This window comes from Marinobacter sp. M3C (assembly GCF_023311895.1).
Classification (GTDB): Bacteria; Pseudomonadota; Gammaproteobacteria; order Pseudomonadales; family Oleiphilaceae; genus Marinobacter.
This window is the reverse complement of record NZ_CP092284.1, coordinates 963777-983309: the sequence shown is the minus strand read 5'-3', so window position 1 is coordinate 983309 and position 19533 is coordinate 963777. Positions and strand designations below refer to the sequence as shown.

Here is a 19533-nt window from a genome sequence, read left to right as displayed (position 1 = left end):
TTGCCGCTCTGCCGGCTTTTACAGCGAGGCCGCCGAGCGTGCGGCCTGATCGTACAGGCCGGAAATGCCGCGCAAAAAACTAGCCACTTCGCCCAGATCGCTGTTGGCAAATCCCAGCGTTCGCAGTGAATCCACCAGACAGTTTTCACGGATTTCGGCGTAGCGTTTGCACACATCGTCACCTTTTTCAGTCACCGAATAATAGGTTTCTTTACCGCGCCTTTCGGAAGTCACTACGCCGTGTTTAAGCAGTTTTTTCAGGGAGTAGGTGACGGTGTGGCTGTCTTCCACATTTAGCACCAAGCAGATGTCGGCGGATTTTTTTGCGCGATCGCGGTGGTTCACGCTGTGCAGCACCAGCACGTCCAGTTGGCTTAAGTCATGCAGCCCGGCTGCATTCATACAGCGCACCATCCAGCGATCAAAGGCATTGCCGGCCACAATAAGGCCAAACTCCAACTCTGAAAGCTCCACTGCACGGCCAGAGGCCAGGTGGGCAGAGGACACAATGGGCCCAACATTGCGCCGTGCTGTTGCGCTCTCGCTAGAGCCGTTCGCCGAATTTTTTGTTTTCATAACGTGATGTCACCGTTGTTAACAATCATGATTAGTCAGTGCTGTGTTGCCTTATCTGCCCATTTGGCTGGGCAGATACGTGACGATGGCAGGGAACAGCGTTATGAGTACCACTGCGCTCAGAATCAGCAGGAAATAGGGCAAAGCGGCCCAGGCAATGCGCAAAATATTTTCCCCGGTCAGGCCCTGAATCACGAACAGATTGAAGCCAACCGGCGGCGTAATCTGGCTCATTTCCACCACAATCACCAGGTAGATACCAAACCAGAGCGGGTCAATGCCAGCGGCTTGCACCATCGGCAGAATCACCGATGTAGTCAGTACCACTACGGAAATACCATCCAGAAAGCAGCCCAGCAGAATGAAGAACAGGGTCAATGCCAGCAACAGCATATTGGGCGAAAGGTCCAGAGTGTTGATCCAGGTAGCCAGTTCACGAGGGATACCGGTAAAGGCCATTGAGGTGGTCAGAAAGTGGGCACCCATCAGTATAAAAGCAATCATGGACGACGTTTTTACCGTACCCATCAGCCCGCTGATAAAAGTATCACGGCTCATAGAGCCGCCTTTCCACGACAACAGGTGAGCCAGTGCGACGCCAACGGCAGCAGACTCTGTGGGTGAGGCCAGGCCGCCATAGATAGAGCCGATCACACCAATTATCAGCAGCATCACAGGAATTAACGGGCGGCTGCGACGCAGTTTAGCGCGAAAAGACAGGTGTTCGGCTTCGCCCGTCGGAATGCCATCTGGGTTCAGCAGTGACCAAATCATCACATAGCCGCTAAACAGCAGCATCAGCATAATGCCCGGCAGAATGCCTGCCACAAACAAACGCGCAATCGATTGCTCGGTGGCCACACCGTAAACAATCAGAATAATCGAGGGTGGAATTAACAGCCCCAGGGTGGCAGAGCCGGCCAGTGTGCCCAGTATCTGGTTTTTGTTATAGCCGCGGCGGGTCAGTTCCGGTATCGACATTTTGCCGATGGTGGCTGCTGTAGCGGCGGACGATCCTGAAATCGCCGCGAAAATACCACAACCCAAAATGTTGGTGTGCAGTAACTTCCCCGGGACCTTACCCACCCAAGGTGAAATGCCGCTGAACATTTCTTCAGACAATCGAGAGCGGAACAACACCTCACCCATCCAGATAAACATCGGTAATGCGGCCAGTTCCCAAGACACGCTGGCGCTGTAAAAAGCAGTTGACAGGCTGTCACCCACCGGAACGTTGCTGAAGAAATACAGCGAAATACAACCGATGGCCGTTAACGAAAACGCCACCCACAAACCCGCGCCCAGCAATGCCAGCAGCAGCACCAGAAGCAGTAGGCTCATCCAGATCATTTCCACGGGTTTACTCCTGGGGTGCTTCGTCGTGAAGTTGGGTTATACGGCCGCTGAGCAACGACACAAGAGCGTCTAACAGGGCGACCAATAGCCACAAAAGGCCCATGACCATGGCCGTCTGCGGAATCCACAGCGGCACCGGCACCATGCCAATGGACAGATCGCCGAAATCGTAGCTGTCCCACGCCAGCCAGGCACTGTGCCAGACTGCAAAGGCAGTAATGGCAGTGGCGAATAGCAGAGCCAGGATGTCCATAATGCGGTGGGTAGATTGGGGCAAACGTTGTAACAGCAGAGTCACGCGAATGTGCCCGCCCTGCCAGAAGGTGTAGGCCAGGCCAAAAAACGTGGCACCCAGCAGCATAAACGCTGCCAGTTCAGCCAACCCTGGCACGTTTAGTCCCAGAGGGCTAAGGCCCAGCCAGGTTAGTAATTCATCGAGTACCCGGCTGAGTACCTGGGCAACAATCATGACCATGATTAATGTCAGATTGATCGCGGAAAGGGCGCCCCCCAACCGATAGAATGCGTCCAGAGCCCTGCGCATAGTGATGTTCCTCTGTTATGCCTGCACTGCAGGGCCGGCATGAATGAATGCGTGGAGACACGAGACGCCCGTGCTCCACTATGGGCTTGGCATCAACGCTGGTGGTAAGCGTCCAGAAGGGCTTGGCCATCGCTGCCGGCGCGCTCGAGCCATTCTTCGGTCATGGTTTCGCCAATTTTCTGTAGGCGTTCTACCAGCTGCGCAGAGGGCTCCGACACGACAATGCCGTTATCTCGCATGATTTTGATTTTGGCGTCGGTTTCTTCTTTGCTGGCGTCCCATCCGCGCTTCTCAGCCACTGCTGCTGCGTCTTCCAGCGCTTTTTGGGTCGCTTCAGGCAGACTGCGGAAGGCCTTGGCGTTCACCACAACCATGTTCTTCGGCAGCCACAGTTGGGCGTGGTTAAAATGGCTGAGATAATCCCATGCGCGGGTGTTGGCGCCGGTCGACGGCGACGTAATCATGGCGTCAACACGACCGGTGCCAAAAGCGGTGGGAATGTCTGGCACTTCTACCTGGGTGGGGATGGCGCCCAACAAATCGGCCAGCTGCTCGCTGGATTTGTTGTAGGCGCGCATTTTCACACCTTTCAGCTCATCTCCGGTTTCAACTGCGAACTGGGTATAAATGCCTTGTGGTGGCCAGGGCACCGCAAACAGCAGTTTCAAACGCTGACTTTCCAGGCGCTCCGCCAACACGTCTTTGGAGGCCAGCCATAACTTCCAGGCCTGATCGTAATCACTGGCCAGATACGGCACCGAGTCGACCTCAAACAGCGAATCTTCGTTGGCTAGGCGCGACATGATCAACTCACCAATAGGCACCAGCCCGCGGCGGACAGAGTTTTTGATTTCCGGGTGTTTGATCAGCGAGCCACTGCTGTGCACTGTGATGTTCAGTTCGCCGTCAGTGGCGTCGCGCACATCGTCAGCAAACTGACGGATGTTCACGGTGTGGAAGTTGGAATCGCCATAGGGCGTGGGCATGTCCCATTCGGTGGCTTGTGCTCCGCTTACCATAAAGCTGAGCGTGGCGGCTGCCAGGGTGGCACTAACACGCTTCAGGCTGAAGCCTTTTTTAATGGGTAAGTAAACGTTTTGTATAGAGTTTTTCATAGGTTTTGCCTCCCGAAGCTGACGCCGGAGCCGTCAGCAGATGTTGTTGTTGTCAGTGAGTCGTAAAGCGCGGCGAAAAAGCCGCCTTGATGCGCCTCATGAGCTAAAATTAGCTATGGGTTGATGATGTGTCAAACTATTTATCAAAATAATATACGCAAATTCACTTTGTAATGCTGATAATTTATCTATAAATTGTTTGTATGGATGGTGGGTAAGGGATAAATTTATTCCCGCGCTTGTCGCTATTTATTACAACTACTAATCGCTACAGCTACAACTCTTAAAGCTACAACTCGTACAGCCACAATTTATAACAACCATCAGCCCGGAGGCTCACATGCTATTAAATTGCGATATCGGTGAAAGCTACGGCGCCTGGACCATGGGTCTGGATGATCAGGTCATGCCGTTTATTGACCAGGCCAACATCGCCTGTGGGTTTCACGCCGGAGACCCGCAGGTAATGTTCAATACCGTGCGCCTGGCGTTGCAACACGGTGTCACCCTAGGGGCCCATCCGGCGTATCCTGATCTTCAGGGGTTTGGTCGCCGGTCTATGGTCTGTTCAGCAGACGAAATTCACACCATGGTGTTGTATCAAGTGGGCGCGTTGGCGCAGATAGCCGCTTCTCAGGGTGGCCAGTTGAGTTATGTAAAACCCCACGGTGCGCTTTATAACGACATGATGCGCGACGAGGTGATATTACGCGCGATTCTTAAAGCGCTGGCGCAATCGCCGCAAACTCTGGCGCTGATGGCCATGACCACAGTGGACAATCAGCGCCTGAAACGGCTATGCGAGGAATATGGCGTAGCGTTGCTGTTGGAGGCCTTCGCCGATCGCGCCTATGACAGCGCCGGGTATCTGGTGTCGCGCAGTCAGCCCGGTGCCGTGCACCACGATTCCAGTATGATTGTGCAGCAGGCACTGGCTTTTGCCCGGGGTCACAGCATTCAGTCCATAGAAGGCAAAGCTTTGAGCCTGGAAGCAGACACGCTGTGTGTACACGGTGATAACCCAGAGTCTGTGGCAGCAGTTCGGTCTATTCGTGATGCGTTGACGGAGCTGGGATGATGCAGTGGCGCTATGACGTCAGCGGTATAGATACCGTCACTCTGCATTTTGGTCAGCGTATCGATGCAGCTCTGGTTGCCCCGATTCACCGTGCGGCAATCGCTTTAAAAGCAAGCCTGGGCGCGCGACTGCTGGATGCGGCGCCGTCTTACACCACGCTGCTGTTGCGCTATGATTTGTTACAGGACGACCTGGCCAGCCTGATGGGGCAGGTGAGTGAAGTGTTGAACCAGCTGCCCGATGCCAATGGGGAAGTTGATGCTGAATCCGAAATTATTGAAGTTCCGGTGTTTTATCACCCCAGCGTCGGGCCGGATCTAAAGCGCTTGGCGCAGCGTGCAGGTTTCAGCGTGGAAGAGGTTATTCGCCGCCACAGCGAGCGCCTTTACCAAGTATTCGCCATTGGCTTTGCCCCGGGTTTTGCCTATCTGGGCGAGGTGGCCGAAGAGTTAAGTGTGCCCCGGCTTGCCAACCCGCGAGCTAAAGTGCCGGCCGGTACGCTGGGTATCGCCGACACCCAAACCGCACTTTATCCCATAGTGTCGCCTGGTGGCTGGAATCTGATTGGCCGTACTCCTGTGGCCCTGTTTGATCAGTCTCGCGCACAGCCCAGCCTGCTGGAAGCCGGCCAGACAGTGCGCTTCCGCCCGATAGCGCAAGACGAATACCTTGAGCTTGGCGGTCGCCTTGACGATTTGCCTTGGGGCATGGAGCCGGGTTTGGAAATACAGCAAGGCGCGCCTGCTGAAAAGCAGGGGGAAAAGTTGTGACTCACTCCAAGCTCGGTTTGTTGATTGAAAAACCCGGTTTCCTGAGCCTGATCCAAGACGCCGGACGCCGCGGAGTGATGCATCTGGGGCTGGCCACGGGCGGCCCCATGGATCGCCACGCTTGGGCGTGGGCAAACTATCTGTTAGGTAATCGCTTTGGGGCGGTGGCCGTAGAGATCACTTTTGGCCAAGTGGAGTTTGTCAGCCAGCTGAACACCCGTATTGCCATTACCGGAGCAGAGGTGACGGTCACGGTGAACGGAGCCTCGCAGCCGTTGTGGGCCACGCTGTCGCTGAAAGCCGGGGACAGGGTGGCATTGAGTGCGCCCCGTGCCGGGCTTCGTAGTTATCTGGCTGTTGCCGGTGGCTTTAGTATTGCTGCTGGTTTGGGCAACAGTTGCGCTACGCTGCACAGGGAAAAAACTGGGGGCCTGCATCGCGACGGGCAACCGCTAAAAGCCGGCGATCTACTGCCCTGTGATCCCCAATCCCAAAATCCGCCGCTGCAGCGCCAGGTGCCTGCGGGCTGGATACCCGATTACCGCGAGGCGCTCATTCTGGATGTGATTATGGGGGCACAGGTAGAGCGTTTCCCCGCCAGTTCCCTGGAGTGCTTCTTCACCCAGCCTTATACCTTGAGCCAGCAAAGCGATCGCATGGGCGCAAGGTTAAATGGCCCGGCGCTAGAGGTGTTTGGTGAACGCCTGATTTCTGAGGGTATCAGCCTGGGTGCGGTTCAGGTACCGGCCAATGGCTTGCCCATCATTCTGCTGAATGATCGCCAGACCATTGGTGGCTACCCTAAGCTTGGGGCCGTCACGCCCCGCAGCCTGGATGCGCTGGCGCAGCGCCAGCCGAGCAGTCAGTTGCAGTTCCGCCCGGTGGCCCTGTATGAGGCCCAGAGGCGTGAAAAGGCCTTCCTGGATTTTTTTAACAAGCCCCTTTGATGCATTGTTAAATGTAAAATCCAGTGGGCCTTTTAAGGCTCTGTATCACCACATGAGATCGTCAGGGATCTCATAACCGGCGTAGGGGTCATCGTCGCCCAAGTCGTCTTTTGTACGCTCGTGCAGCACAACAACGGCCTGCGCGTCCCGTTCCTGGATTTTGCGTGCTACGCCTTCGGCGACAATCTCGTAATCGCCACCGATGCAGATGATTGCCAGACGGCCGCGGGCCAGCTGGTCAGCCATCATGTCGTCCACATACATTTTCTTGATTTTTTTGTCATGAACAAACTGGTAAGACGTTTCTCCATGGCTGCGATTCAGCCGGTTTGTCCCCACTAACTGGCGAATCTGGGCCTGTATAGCTTTTTTCTGGGCTTCGGCCTGGCGTTTCTGGTTCAGTTGACGGTCGCGCTCGGTTTTTTCTTCTCGCGCCTGCTGTACTCGCTGCTCGGCTTCATTTACCTGCACCGCGCCCTTGGGCTGCTGTTTGCGCTGTTTGTGCTTTTCATTACGAATAGCTGTGGCCTTTTTTTTGTCGGCCAGGCCGGCTTTCAGTAACTGGTCCTGCAGGGACGCCATGGGGTAACTCCATTAATTGGTAAGAAACTCTGCTATTATTCCACTAGCCTTAGTATACGCCCTCGCGTTTACCTTCTTAACCAGCAACTGCTGATTCCGGGATTTTCTTGTATGCCTTCCTTTAAAGACCTTGAACTGTCTGCCGCCATGCAGGCCAATCTTGTGCGCCTGGGTTTTACCGAACCCACCGACATTCAGGCGCGGGCTTTGCCCCATTGCCTGGCGGGACAAGACGTTATCGCCTTGGCGCACACCGGCAGCGGCAAAACCGCAGCCTTCGGTATTGGTCTGATTGAACATGTCAAACCCAAGCAGTTCTCGGTACAAAGCTTGGTACTGTGCCCCACTCGGGAGTTGGCTGATCAGGTCGCCAAGGCTTTGCGGGAACTGGCCCGTGCCCGCGACAATATAAAAATACTCACCCTGTGCGGTGGTGTGTCGATTGGCCCTCAGATCGGCTCTCTGGCCCACGGCGCTCATATAGTTGTGGGTACACCAGGGCGGATAGCCGATCATTTGCAAAAAGGCACGCTGAAACTGGATCGGGTGTGCACCGTGGTGCTGGACGAAGCCGATCGCATGTTGGATATGGGGTTTCAGGAAGCCGTGGAAAACATTCTTTCACATGCGCCTGCACAGCGCCAGACTCTGCTGTTTTCAGCCACTTGGCCTGAATCGATTCGTAAACTCAGCGCCGGTTTTCAGCGTGAGCCGGTGGATGTGCGGGCGCAAACCGAGAAGATGAACAGTGATATTGCCGAGGTGTTCTACGAAATTTCTGGCAATCAGCGTACCCGCGCCATCGTGGCTCTGCTGTCGCAGCATCAACCCACATCCTGCCTGGTGTTCTGCGCTATGAAACATCAGTGTGACGAGCTGGCGGCCGAGCTGTCCCAGCAGGGCTTTTCGGCGCTGGCATTGCACGGCGACCTGGAGCAGCGCGACCGCGACAGCGTGCTAGTTCGCTTTGCCAATCAAAGTTGCCAGGTATTGGTGGCTACCGACGTGGCGGCTCGTGGGCTGGATATAAAATCATTGCCATTGGTTGTAAACGCCGAGCCGGCAGGCGATCCGGAAATACACACGCACCGCATCGGTCGCACCGGCCGCGCCGGGGAGCAGGGGTTGGCCGTTACTCTTTGCAGCCCGTCCCAGGGCCACAAAATCAATCGCCTGGAAAGCGAACGCGGTGTATCGGTCACTTGGGGCGATAGCGACCCATTATTGGCCACCGTACCAAAACCGATGAAGCCGCTGATGAAAACTCTGTGCATAGCCTCAGGCCGCAAAGAAAAATTGCGCCCAGGTGACGTAATGGGCGCTCTAACCGGCGATGCAGGGTTGCCAGGAAGCGCCATTGGTAAAATAAATGTGTTTGAATTTCAGTGTTTTGTCGCTGTGGAAAGCCGCCACGCCGGACGTGCGTTGGAACAGTTGGAACGCGGCAAGGTAAAAGGTCGCAAGTTGCGGGCACGATTAGTCTAGATTGGCCTAAGTGTGGGATGTTCGGCGGGGGGAATGGGTGGAAAAATACCCAAAAATACTTGGAACGTCCGTATAGCCATTTGTATTCTGGTTGCTGATCACTCATTAAACCGGTAAATTACGCAGGATTTTGCACCCCGGTTTCATTGAATAAAGCGCCGAATTTATGGCTTGTCGGTACGAATTCCCGGGGAAAAGTCACTAACCAAGACAGGTAGCTATTCGTTATGAATGAGCTGATGACCCAAGCTATTGATTTGATGATTGCGGGTATGGGTTTTGTATTTGCGTTTCTGATCGTGCTGGTATTCGCAACGCTGATCATGTCTAAGCTGCTGAACCGGTTTACTGCGCCCGAGCCCGCAACTCCAGCCAGAACGTCTCGCGCCAAGCCCAAGGCGCAACCGTCGGTTGATCCCGACATCGCAGAGGCGATCAAACAGGCGGTTGCTCAATTCCGGTCGCGTCACAAAAAGTGACCTGGTAAGCGATTTAAAACCTTTAAACAGAAGGCTGACACGATGACAGACATTAAAAAACCGCTGGGGATTACAGACGTTGTACTGCGTGACGCCCACCAGTCATTGCTGGCCACCCGCATGCGGCTTGACGATATGCTGCCAATCGCCGAGAAACTCGATAAAGTCGGTTTCTGGTCGCTGGAATCCTGGGGTGGGGCCACTTTTGACTCCTGTATCCGTTACCTGGGCGAAGACCCGTGGGAGCGTATTCGTGAATTGAAGAAAGTTATGCCCAACACGCCCCAACAGATGTTGTTGCGTGGCCAGAATCTTCTGGGCTACCGCCACTATGCTGATGACGTGGTAGAGCGATTTGTTGATCGTGCCGCTGAAAATGGCGTGGACGTATTCCGCATTTTTGATGCGATGAATGACCCCCGCAACCTGGCTACGGCCATCAAGGCCGTGCGTAAAACCGGCAAACACGCCCAGGGCACCATTTCTTACACCACTAGCCATATCCACACCATTGATATGTGGGTTGAACTGGCTAAAGAAATTGAAGACATGGGCGCCCAGTCCATTGCCATTAAAGACATGGCCGGCCTGCTCAAACCCTATGTGGCGTTTGAACTGGTCACCCGCCTGAAAAAAGAGCTGAGCGTACCGATTCATATGCAGTGCCATGCCACCACCGGCATGTCGACCGCTACCGCGCTTAAGGCCGCTGAAGCCGGTATTGATAACGTAGACACCGCAATTTCCTCCATGAGTATGACTTACGGTCATTCGCCGACCGAAGCGGTAGTGGCGATACTGGAAGGTACAGATCGTGATACTGGTTTGGATCTGGTGCTACTGGAAGAAATTGCCGGTTATTTCCGCGAAGTGCGGAAGAAATACGCCAAATTTGAGGGCAGCCTAAGAGGTGTAGACTCCCGCATCCTGATTGCTCAGGTGCCTGGCGGCATGCTGACCAACATGGAAGCTCAGCTTAAAGAGCAGAACGCCGCGGACAAGTTTGATCAGGTGCTGGCCGAAATTCCGAAAGTACGCGAAGACCTGGGTTATATCGCTCTGGTAACGCCGACCTCGCAGATTGTAGGCACTCAGGCGGTACTGAACATACTGACCGGAGAACGCTACAAGTCGATCTCCAAAGAAACCGCCGCAATTCTTAAAGGTGAATACGGTTCTGCGCCTGCGCCGTTCAATAAAGAGCTGCAGGAAAAAGTGCTCGATGGCAAACAAGCTATTACCTGTCGTCCGGCGGATTTACTAGAGCCGGAAATAGACAAACTGACGGACGAGCTGAAAAAGCTGGCGCAAGAGAAGAGCATCAAACTGGCTGACAATGTCATCGACGATGTACTGACCTACGCCCTGTTCCCGCAGATTGGCCTGAAATTTCTTGAAAACCGCAACAATCCGGATGCGTTCGAGCCGATTCCGTCGGCGGATGACGTAGCGCCGGCGAAAAAGGCCTCAGGCCCCGAAACCTATACCGTTGAAGTGAATAGTAAAAAATACGTGGTAGCGGTGTCTGAAGGAGGTGAAATCAGCCAGATTCAGACGGAAGGCGGAGCTGCTTCGGCACCTGCGGCCGCCGCACCGGAACCGGTTGCCGGTGGTGATCCGGTTAATGCGCCTTTGGGCGGTAATATCTTCAAGGTTCTGGTTTCTCCCGGCGATGCCGTGGAAGAAAACGATGTGCTGATCATTCTGGAAGCCATGAAAATGGAAACCGAGATTCGCGCACCGAAAGCCGGTACCGTCGGTGAAGTCTTCATCAAGGTCGGTGATGCCGTCGCTGTTGATGATGAAATGCTGACAATCGCATAAGGGCCAGCATTCCATGGATAAATTAATGACGTTATGGACAGGCAGTGGCCTGTTTAATCTATCAATCGGCCAGTTCTTCATGATCTGTGTCGGTCTTCTTCTGTTATATCTTGCCATTCGTAAAGGTTTTGAGCCTTTGTTGCTGGTTCCGATCGGGTTTGGTGGCATTCTGGCGAATATTCCGGAGGCTGGACTGGCTCTGTCGGCGGCTGAAAACGCTATTCACTTTGCCAATCCAGACGTGCTTGCAGCGCTTGCGGACGTTCTGGATGTGGGCTATCTGTCAGGGCAGATGGTGACCCCTGAAGTGATTGATACATTCCAACATGCTTACAAAGGCGCGAGCTATGCAACCGTCGGAGAGGCCGGGGTGATTGCTCAGGGTCTCGGTTATAGCAATGGGATGCTTTATAATTTTTACACGGTTTCTATAGCAAGTGGTGCTGCTCCACTGATCATCTTTATGGGTGTTGGTGCAATGACGGATTTTGGTCCGTTATTGGCTAACCCGAAGACGCTGCTTCTTGGCGCAGCTGCCCAGTTCGGTATCTTCGGTACGGTTCTGGGTGCGGCGCTGCTGACCTGGAGTGGTGTTATGGACTTCACCATCTATGAAGCGGCTGCTATCGGTATCATCGGTGGGGCAGACGGTCCGACATCTATCTATGTGTCCAGTATTCTGGCACCGCACCTGCTGGGCGCCATCGCGGTTGCTGCCTACTCCTACATGGCTCTGGTTCCGTTGATCCAGCCACCCATCATGAGGGCTTTAACGACCAAAAAAGAGCGCGCGATCAAGATGTCGCAGCTGCGCCCAGTCAGGAAAAAGGAAAAAATTGTATTTCCGATTGTGGTACTGATCGCCACTGCGCTGTTTCTGCCGGATGCTGCGCCGCTGCTGGGTATGTTCTGCTTCGGTAACTTGATGCGCGAGTGCGGTGTGGTTGAGCGTTTGAGTGACACTTCTCAGAACGCGTTGATCAACATTGTGACCATTTTCCTGGGTCTCTCTGTGGGTTCAAAACTGGGTGCTGACAAGTTCCTGGACCTGCAGACTCTGGGTATTCTATTGCTGGGTATGGCCGCATTCTGTGTGGGTACCGCGTGTGGTGTTCTGATGGCCAAGCTGCTGAACAGGTTCACTAAGGAAGCTATCAACCCGTTGATTGGTTCTGCCGGGGTGTCTGCAGTGCCAATGGCGGCGCGGGTGTCCAACAAGTTGGGCCTGGAAGCCAACCCGCAAAACTTCCTGCTGATGCACGCTATGGGTCCAAACGTGGCTGGTGTTATCGGTTCGGCGGTAGCAGCGGGCGTAATGATCAAGTTGCTTAGCTGATCGGTTTGTTGCTGTTCCGAAACCCCCGCTCGGCCCTAGCTTGGCGGGGGTTTTTCGTTTTTGGCGGTTAACCTGAAAGTACGAGTCTGTATTGACTCGAGTTACCGACTTTCACCACTGGACGTTAATCGATTTAGAAATCGCGGGTTGCTAAAGTCCGTCAATGCCCGTTGAATTTCCTCGGGCGTGTTCATCACAAATGGCCCGTATTGCACTACGGGCTCTTCAATAGGGCAGCCGCTGAGTATTAACATACCTGCGCCTGAGTCGCGGGCCTGCAGTTGCAATGTATTGCCTTTGGCGTAGATGCCCAGTTGCCGCGCGTCGATCAAATCTGTTGCGCCTTGATAGACATACACCAGTGCAGGGTTATCGGCATTGAAACACAATTCAACGGTTTCATTGCCGGCCAGGTGCACATCAACAAATACAGGCTGGGTCGAAATCTCCGGCAGCGGGCCTTGCTGTAATTGTTGATTGATTGTTACGGAACCTGCGATAACGCGAGCCATCCCGCTGTTAGATAGCCGCTGCTCTGAAACCTCCGCGCTAGCAATTTCCTGATAAGCCGCGGGCTTCATTTTTTCAGCGCCGGGCAAATTCAGCCAGATTTGAAAGCCGTGCAACAGTCCGTGCTCCTGCTCAGGCATTTCCGAGTGAAGCACGCCTGCGCCCGCTGTCATCCATTGCACATCACCGGCGCTAATAACGCCTTCGTTGCCCATGTGGTCGCGGTGGCGCATGCGCCCGGCCTTCATGTAAGTAATGGTTTCAAAGCCGCGATGGGGATGCTCAGGAAAGCCGCCAATATAGTCGGCAGCATCGTCAGAGTTGATTTCATCAATCATCAAAAAAGGATTCAGTGCCTGATGCAGGCGCTGACCCGCAAGGCGATGAATTTTGACCCCGTCACCATCCTGGGCAGGGCGAGCTGTTATAACTTGAAGTAATTCTCTCATAGGTTTTCTCCAATCCCTTCCCGGCCATGGGCGGCGGTAAAATCCTGTGCTGGACCCACGGGGATAATTCCCGTGGGGTTAATCATCAAATGGCTCGCATAATAATGCGTCTTGATATGCTCAAAGCTGACGGTGTCAGACACGCCGGGCATCTGGTATAGCTCGCGCACATAACCACTAATGGCTGGATAATCGGCCAGTAACTGACGGTTGGTTTTAAAGTGACCAAAATACACAGCATCGAAACGAATCAAGGTGGTAAACAAACGCCAATCGGCTTCCGTTAACTGGCCACCCGCCAGATAGCGCTGCCGGGCTAGTAAGGTCTCGACCCAGTCTAGCGAATCGAACAGGCTATGGTATGCTTTTTCATAGGCCTCTTGGGTGGTGGCGAAACCGGCTCGATAGACGCCGTTGTTGATGGTGTCGTAGACACGGTCATTCAGGGCGTTGATCCGCTCGTGTAACGTATCAGGGTAGTAATCTGTGGTGTTGCCCGTTAAAGGATTAAACGCCGTATTGAACATACGGATAATCTCTGAGGACTCATTGCTGACAATGGTCTGTGTTTGCTTGTCCCACAAGACCGGCACCGTAACGCGGCCCTCATAGCTGGAATCCGCCTTTAAATACAGTTGGTACAGAAAGTCCAGACCGTAAAGCGGATCTTTCATTTCCCAGCCACTTTTAAGCATCACCGGATCGACCACGGTGACATCAATATAATCCTGCAACTGCTTTATTTGGCGAAAAATCAGTGCGCGGTGTGCCCAAGGGCAGGCCAGTGACACATACAAATGGTAGCGGCCTTTCTCGGCCTTGAAGCCGGGCTCCCCGTTTGGGCCGGCTTTGCCATCGGGTGTCAGCCAGTTTCTGAAGCGACTGTCCTGACGGCGAAACTCACCACCGCTGTTGCCGGTGTCGTACCACTGGTCAACCCATTTACCCTTTTGTAACATGCCCATTATGCGACTCCTGTAAATTAATTGGCCCAAAATGTCGACGTTAGAATGTCATCTGGGCTGCTGTGCGCCTTTGCCACGGCCGCCAAATCAGCCGAATGTTTTTTTAAGTGATTGGGTTATTATAAGGGTTAAAAAATTCGTAATAAGAGCTAATATCTGTTCAGAATATTCTAAATATTAGAACAGTTATTTGGAGGTATAGTGGCAAAGAACCCAATTACAATAGAGGTCCTGGAGACACTGGATGCCATAGACCGGCGTGGAAGTTTCGCGAAAGCGGCTGAAGAGCTAAACAAAGCGACGTCGGCCGTTTCCTATGCGGTGCAAAAGCTGGAAGAGCAACTGGGTATTGCGCTATTCCCGCTGCAAAAAGGCTACCGGGCAATACCCTTGGCCGGTGCCGATCTGGTGCCGGTTGTTGCTTCCCGCCATGAACTGGCGAGTATAGCGACCAACTCTGACGCTTTGCAGGGGCGGCTGCCGAAAGTTCGGAGAGTAATCACGCATGATACATCTGTCAGTGATATTACCCGAAGCGCAGGTTTAAGCAGCGACGGTAAACATTTCTACGTGCAAAACATAGATCAGAAAGTTGAGGCGATCCGTGCAGGAATAGGCGTCGGCCACTTACCGCGACTACGTATTCAAAATCAACTCAACAATGGCGAGCTTGTAGAACTGGCGTTAAACAAGGTTTCTGTTTTCGAGTATTATTTAGCGTGGAAAATCAGTCATAAAGGCAAGGGGTTGCAACTGTTAACTCAAAAATTGGCGGCCGTATTTGGTGAAACGTTCATATCAAACTAACGAGCCGGGTTTTAGAAAATGCGCCAGTAACTCGGAAGATTCCGCTTTTAATCACATGCCTATTCCGGAGCGTATCCCACACTGTTTGAGCTTTTAGTGAAAATTTCGCGAACTGACCGGAAGTGCCTTTATCAGGTGGCTAAGGTCAGACAATTTGCCGGCCATGATGTGGACTATATCTCCCTCCCGTTCCAGAACGCCTTTTACGTGCAGCAGCCGTGCGGTGAGCAGGGGCTTGCGTTGCTGGCGGGCGGTGGCCAGCCAGACCACCACGTTGATGTTGCCGGTTTCGTCTTCCAGGGTAACGAAAGTGACGCCCGAGGCGGTTCCGGGGCGCTGGCGGCCGGTTACCAGGCCGGCTACCTGCACCGGGCGGCCGGGTTCTATGGTGTTGAGTTCGCTGGCGCTCAGGCAGAAACGCAGATGGCCCTGTTCCCGCAGCAAAGCCAGGGGATGGCGTTGTAGGGTCAGGCCCTGGCTGCTGTAGTCTGCCGCTATATTCTGGCCCTCGTTGGGTGCTGGCAGTTGCTCGCAGGCGGGTTCGGGCGCGCTATTGTCTTCGCCAACAAATAACTCAGCCGGTTGTTCGTGGCCCAGCAACTGCCAATAAGCCTGGTGGCGGTTGCTGGTAAAGCCGGGCATGGCGTTGGCACCGGCCAACAGTTCCATATCGCGCTGGTTCAGGCCGGTCAGCTGTCGTAGCTGGCCGGAAGACGTGTAGCCGGTTTCTGGCCTCTTGGCCGGAACGGCCGTGCCAGCTTGCTGTGACAGACCGCGAATTTGGCACAGGCCCAGGCGTAGTGACAGGGGATTGTCTGCCCGGGCTTTCGGAGCCTGGGTTTGCAAGGTTTGAGGCTGTGTGGTTTGCAACTGAAGAGTATGGTCCCACTGGCTGTGGTTCACATCCAATGGCTGTATATCCACCCCGTGGCGGCGGGCATCCTGCACCAGTTGAGACGCCGAATAAAACCCCATGGGCTGGCTGTTAAGCAAAGCGCAATAAAATGCCGCCGGGTAATGGCACTTTATCCAGGCTGATACATACACCAATAAGGCAAAGCTGGCGGCGTGTGATTCGGGGAAGCCGTAACCGCCAAAGCCGCAGATTTGCTGGTACAGGCGCTCGGCGAAATCGTCGGTGTGACCACGTTCTTTCATGCCGCTCAGCAATTTATCGCGAAATGGAGTCAGGTCGCCGTGGGATTTCCACGCCGCCATGGCACGGCGCAGCTGATCGGCCTCGCCGCCGCTGAAGCCGGCGGCGACCATGGCCAGTTTAATCACCTGCTCCTGAAATATGGGTACACCCATAGTACGTTCCAGCACGCGCTGTATGGCCTGGTTGGGGTAATTTACAGGCTCCAAACCATGCCTGCGCTTCAGGTAAGGGTGCACCATATCGCCTTGAATCGGCCCCGGGCGCACAATGGCTACCTGCACCACCAGGTCGTAATAGGTGGCGGGTTTCAGCCGCGGTAGCATGTTGATCTGGGCCCTGGATTCCACCTGGAATACGCCAACGCTGTCGCCTGTTTGCAACATGGCGTAAGTGTCCGGATCTTCCTGGGGAATGTCCTGCATGTGAAAAGGCCGCCCTAACTGGGCGCTGATCATTTCCAGGGCTTTGCGAATGGCCGTAAGAATGCCCAGCGCCAGCACGTCTACCTTCATTAGCCCCAGGCTTTCCAGGTCGTCTTTGTCCCACTGAATCACCGTTCGATCGGCCATGGTGGCGTTTTCTATGGGCACCAATTCCGCCAGGGGGCCGGCGCTGATCACAAAGCCGCCCACATGCTGGGACAGGTGGCGGGGGAAGCCCAGCAGAGTATTTACCAAGGTAAAAAACTGATCAGCGACCTTTGGATTGCGAGTCAGATTTTTATCGAGTATTTGCTGGCGCCAGGGCGTGGCTTTGTCGCGCCAGTCGATGCCGTCAAGCAGCTGTTCTACCAGCAATGGGTCAAACCCCATGGCTTTGCCTACGTCGCGGATGGTGCTGCGCGGGCGGTAACGGATAACGGTGGCGGCTATGGCTGCGCGGTCGCGGCTGTAGCGCTGATAAATGTATTGAATCACTTCTTCGCGCCGCTGGTGTTCAAAGTCGACGTCTATATCCGGCGGCTCGTTGCGGTCTTTGGAAATAAAACGCTCAAACAGCAGGTCGACTTTTGCCGGGTTCACTTCGGTAATGCCCAGGCAATAGCACACCGCAGAGTTAGCCGCTGAACCACGGCCCTGGCACAGAATGCCGCGGCCGCGGGCAAATGCGACTATGTCCTCAATGGTCAGAAAATAGTGCTCGTACTGCATCTCTGAAATCAGCCCCAGCTCTTTGTGAATCAGTGCCTGTACCTGCAGCGGCGTACCCTCTGGGTAGCGCCGGCGTTCGCCTTCGCGGGTCAGTTGCAGCAAATAACCGGCGGCGCTGGTGCCGGCTGGTACTAGATCGGGCGGGTACTCATAGCGCAGGCTGCCGGGTTCAAACGTGCATTGCCGGGCGATCACCTGAGTTTGCTGCAGCCAAGCGGCGGGAAACAGGCGCTGTAATACCGCAACGGGGCGCAGGTAACGCTCACCGTTTTGAAACAGGCAATGGCCGGCATTCTCCAGATTGGTGTGGTTGCGCAGGGCAGTGAGCACATCTTGCAGGGGCTGACGTTTACGGCAATGCATGTGCACGTCGCCACTGGCGGTGATGGGGCAGCGTAACTCCCCGGCCAGCCAGCGTATGCGGGCCAGCTGTTGTTCTTCACCGGATTCCAGAGTGCGTGAGGCTGCTAACCACAGCCGCCGGTCAAACAATCGCAGCAGCCATTCACCCGCCGCTAGCGCTTGCTGGCTGTCGGCGCTGGCCAATGTTGGCGGTAACCACAAGCACAGGCAATCGTCCAGCGCGTGTACTTCCAGGTCACGGTAATACAGCTGGTACTGGCCCTTTTCCGCTCGCCGTCGGGCGCTGGTGATCAGCTGGCACAGTTGGCCATAGCCTTTGCGGGTGCGTGCCAGAAGTATAAATCGCGGGGTGCAGGCCCTAGGTGGTGCGTCGCTCAATTCAAACCAGCTGCCGGTAATGAGTTTCACCGGGCTGTTTTTAAGCGCCGCCCAGGCGCGGGGGATGCCAGCCACCGAACAGGCATCGGTAATGGCCAGGGCGCTATAACCCAGTTCTGCGGCTTGTTCCGCCAGCTCATGGGGATGCGAGGCGCCGGTCAGAAAACTGAAGTTGCTGAAGCAGTGCAGCTCGGCGTAGCTTTCATGGCTTTCACCACTTATATAGCTTTCAGACTGCATCAGCCAAACCACCCGTGTATGTGCCAGCCCTGACGGGCATCCCGAAACACCCAAGCCAATTGGCCGCTGGGTAATTGGGCGATGTAATAATCCCGCTGTACCCTTTGGCCATCCCACCAGCCGCCACTGATGCGTTCCGGGCCGGCAAACCAGGCCTGCGGCTTGGTGTGTAAAGGCTGAGGCTTACGCATCAGCCACAGCGGGCGGCAAGGTAACGGATTCTCCGCGGCGCTGGCTTTGCGCTGTTTGCGCTGCACATCGGCGCTGGCCCAGGCCTGCTCAGGGCGGTGATCAGCGTGTGGCGCCAGCTGTTGCAGTGCGCCGTCACCCAGCCGGGCCTGCAGGCGGCTGATCAGAGTGTGCCAGGCTTCGTCCATATCTTGGGTTTCGCCCAACAAATCCTGTCCGCTGGCGGCTTCACGCCCAATAAAGCGTTTTACCAGCAATACCAGTGACACCACCGGAGCTTGCAGAGGCTGTTGTTCAAAGCGTAGGCGAATCAAATTCAGAAAAGCCTCCGCCCGATGCTCCGGGCCGGAAGTGCGTATGCGCAGGCGGGTGGGTTCTGTGTAGCGATAGCACAACAACAAATTCAGACTGTCGGTTTCCTGCTGGCGCCAGCACAGGTCTTCTTCCAGTTCACTCAATATGCGTTGCAGTGGAAATAGCAGCCCCTGGGAATGTTCGATGTCTTCGACAAAATCCGCTTGCTGGCGAAATCGGTGCGGGGGCTGCCAAGGCGTTTGTGGGTCTGGCCTTGTACCTTGTATTTTTTGGCTATGAGCCAGAATTTTCGGGCCCAGCCGCCGCGCTAGTTCGGCTGCGGGCAGCGCGAACAGGTCGCTTAAGGTGTTCAGGCCTAACCGCTGCAGGCGGGTGCAGGCCTGGGCGTCAAACTCTGCTGCCGACAGTAGCAGCTGATCCAGCAGACGCTGCATGTGGCCCTGGTCGGCGCTGCATTCACCTTTGCCGGTACGGGCAATCAGCCTTGCTGCCAGCGGGGTGTGACCAATGCCCAGCCAGGCCGTCAGGTGGCGTTCGTTCAAGCCTTGCTCTATGGTTTCCCACACCGCCGGCAAACCACCGTACAGCTTTTGTAGACTGCCGATTTCAGCCAGCAGGCCATCTGGCGGCACCAGGGTAATGTGTGCGGCACAGCGGTACAGCCAGCGGGCTTGGTCCTGCAACACCCGGGCTTCTTGCTGCGGATCGGTGCGAACCATCGCCAGATCTGCCACCAGGCTAAGCGCGGTTTTCAGCCGCATGCCGGGCTGCACGCCTTGGCTGCTGGCCTGAGCGCAAGCCTGAAGCACCTTCTGGCCAGATGCGTCCACAATCACCAGCGCTGCGTCCTGCTGGCGGGAGCGGCGGAGATGATCCAGCAGTAATTGAGGAAAATGCAGGTGTAACCACAGCATA

17 protein-coding genes are annotated in these 19533 nt (G+C 55.1%); 8 read left to right on the top strand and 9 right to left on the bottom strand.

All coding sequences use genetic code 11. The annotated features are described in order from the left end of the window. Positions 1 to 18: 18 nt before the first annotated feature. From MIH18_RS04435 to MIH18_RS04420, 4 genes are all read right to left on the bottom strand, one after another. Positions 19 to 576: a winged helix DNA-binding protein gene (locus MIH18_RS04435; RefSeq protein ID WP_249008420.1), complete on the bottom strand. Its 558-nt coding sequence runs from the start codon at positions 574 to 576 to the stop codon at positions 19 to 21. Positions 577 to 627: 51 nt separating this feature from the next. Beyond that, positions 628 to 1932 (bottom strand): TRAP transporter large permease subunit, encoded by a 1305-nt coding sequence (locus MIH18_RS04430; protein ID WP_249008421.1) that lies wholly within the window; start codon positions 1930 to 1932, stop codon positions 628 to 630. A 4-nt stretch (positions 1933 to 1936) separates the two neighbouring features. After that, positions 1937 to 2476, bottom strand: coding sequence for a TRAP transporter small permease (locus MIH18_RS04425; RefSeq protein WP_249014043.1), 540 nt, complete (start codon positions 2474 to 2476; stop codon positions 1937 to 1939). A 92-nt stretch (positions 2477 to 2568) separates the two neighbouring features. Continuing rightward, a complete protein-coding gene (locus MIH18_RS04420; protein WP_249014042.1) occupies positions 2569 to 3591 on the bottom strand; it encodes a TRAP transporter substrate-binding protein in 1023 nt (340 codons plus the stop codon). A 340-nt stretch (positions 3592 to 3931) separates the two neighbouring features. Between MIH18_RS04420 and MIH18_RS04415 the strand changes: the two genes are divergently transcribed. Genes MIH18_RS04415 through MIH18_RS04405 form a run of 3 tightly spaced genes read left to right on the top strand, consistent with a single transcriptional unit; the run spans position 3932 to position 6386 of the window. Continuing rightward, entirely contained in the window at positions 3932 to 4669 is a 738-nt protein-coding gene (locus MIH18_RS04415) for a 5-oxoprolinase subunit PxpA (protein WP_249008424.1), read from the top strand. Beyond that, positions 4669 to 5439 (top strand): 5-oxoprolinase subunit PxpB, encoded by a 771-nt coding sequence (pxpB, locus tag MIH18_RS04410; protein ID WP_249008425.1) that lies wholly within the window; start codon positions 4669 to 4671, stop codon positions 5437 to 5439. Before MIH18_RS04415 ends, pxpB begins: the two co-directional genes overlap by 1 nt. Continuing rightward, entirely contained in the window at positions 5436 to 6386 is a 951-nt protein-coding gene (locus MIH18_RS04405) for a biotin-dependent carboxyltransferase family protein (RefSeq protein ID WP_249014041.1), read from the top strand. Before pxpB ends, MIH18_RS04405 begins: the two co-directional genes overlap by 4 nt. A 45-nt stretch (positions 6387 to 6431) precedes the next feature. Here MIH18_RS04405 and MIH18_RS04400 read toward each other — a convergent pair whose 3' ends face one another. Further along, positions 6432 to 6968 carry a DUF2058 domain-containing protein gene (locus tag MIH18_RS04400; protein ID WP_249014040.1) on the bottom strand — a complete coding sequence of 179 codons (537 nt, stop codon included), beginning with the start codon at positions 6966 to 6968 and terminating at the stop codon, positions 6432 to 6434. A gap of 111 nt (positions 6969 to 7079) precedes the next feature. Between MIH18_RS04400 and dbpA the strand changes: the two genes are divergently transcribed. The 4 genes from dbpA to MIH18_RS04380 all read left to right on the top strand — a co-directional run bounded on the left by dbpA (position 7080) and on the right by MIH18_RS04380 (position 12092). Further along, a complete protein-coding gene (dbpA, locus tag MIH18_RS04395; protein WP_249008428.1) occupies positions 7080 to 8453 on the top strand; it encodes an ATP-dependent RNA helicase DbpA in 1374 nt (457 codons plus the stop codon). A gap of 227 nt (positions 8454 to 8680) precedes the next feature. After that, positions 8681 to 8932, top strand: coding sequence for an OadG family protein (locus tag MIH18_RS04390; RefSeq protein WP_249008429.1), 252 nt, complete (start codon positions 8681 to 8683; stop codon positions 8930 to 8932). A 42-nt stretch (positions 8933 to 8974) separates the two neighbouring features. Beyond that, a complete protein-coding gene (gene oadA / locus MIH18_RS04385) occupies positions 8975 to 10756 on the top strand; it encodes a sodium-extruding oxaloacetate decarboxylase subunit alpha (protein WP_249014039.1) in 1782 nt (593 codons plus the stop codon). Between the two features lie 25 nt (positions 10757 to 10781). Beyond that, positions 10782 to 12092, top strand: a complete 1311-nt coding sequence (locus MIH18_RS04380) for a sodium ion-translocating decarboxylase subunit beta (protein ID WP_249014038.1) — start codon at positions 10782 to 10784, stop codon at positions 12090 to 12092. A 101-nt stretch (positions 12093 to 12193) separates the two neighbouring features. Here the strand turns inward: MIH18_RS04380 and MIH18_RS04375 are convergent, their stop codons facing one another. After that, positions 12194 to 13051 carry a pirin family protein gene (locus tag MIH18_RS04375; protein WP_249014037.1) on the bottom strand — a complete coding sequence of 286 codons (858 nt, stop codon included), beginning with the start codon at positions 13049 to 13051 and terminating at the stop codon, positions 12194 to 12196. Then, positions 13048 to 14016 (bottom strand): glutathione S-transferase family protein, encoded by a 969-nt coding sequence (locus MIH18_RS04370; protein WP_249014036.1) that lies wholly within the window; start codon positions 14014 to 14016, stop codon positions 13048 to 13050. The genes MIH18_RS04375 and MIH18_RS04370 overlap by 4 nt, the downstream gene beginning before the upstream one ends. 201 nt (positions 14017 to 14217) lie before the next feature. On the opposite strand from MIH18_RS04370, the gene MIH18_RS04365 reads away from it, so the two are divergent. Then, positions 14218 to 14823, top strand: coding sequence for a LysR family transcriptional regulator (locus MIH18_RS04365; protein WP_249014035.1), 606 nt, complete (start codon positions 14218 to 14220; stop codon positions 14821 to 14823). A gap of 93 nt (positions 14824 to 14916) precedes the next feature. On the opposite strand, the gene MIH18_RS04360 is transcribed toward MIH18_RS04365, so the two are convergent. Beyond that, on the bottom strand, positions 14917 to 18114 hold the full coding sequence (locus MIH18_RS04360) for an error-prone DNA polymerase (protein ID WP_249014034.1): 3198 nt from the start codon (positions 18112 to 18114) through the stop codon (positions 14917 to 14919). Beyond that, positions 18114 to 19532 (bottom strand): DNA polymerase Y family protein, encoded by a 1419-nt coding sequence (locus MIH18_RS04355; protein ID WP_249014033.1) that lies wholly within the window; start codon positions 19530 to 19532, stop codon positions 18114 to 18116. Before MIH18_RS04355 ends, MIH18_RS04360 begins: the two co-directional genes overlap by 1 nt. Between the last annotated feature and the right edge of the window lies 1 nt (position 19533).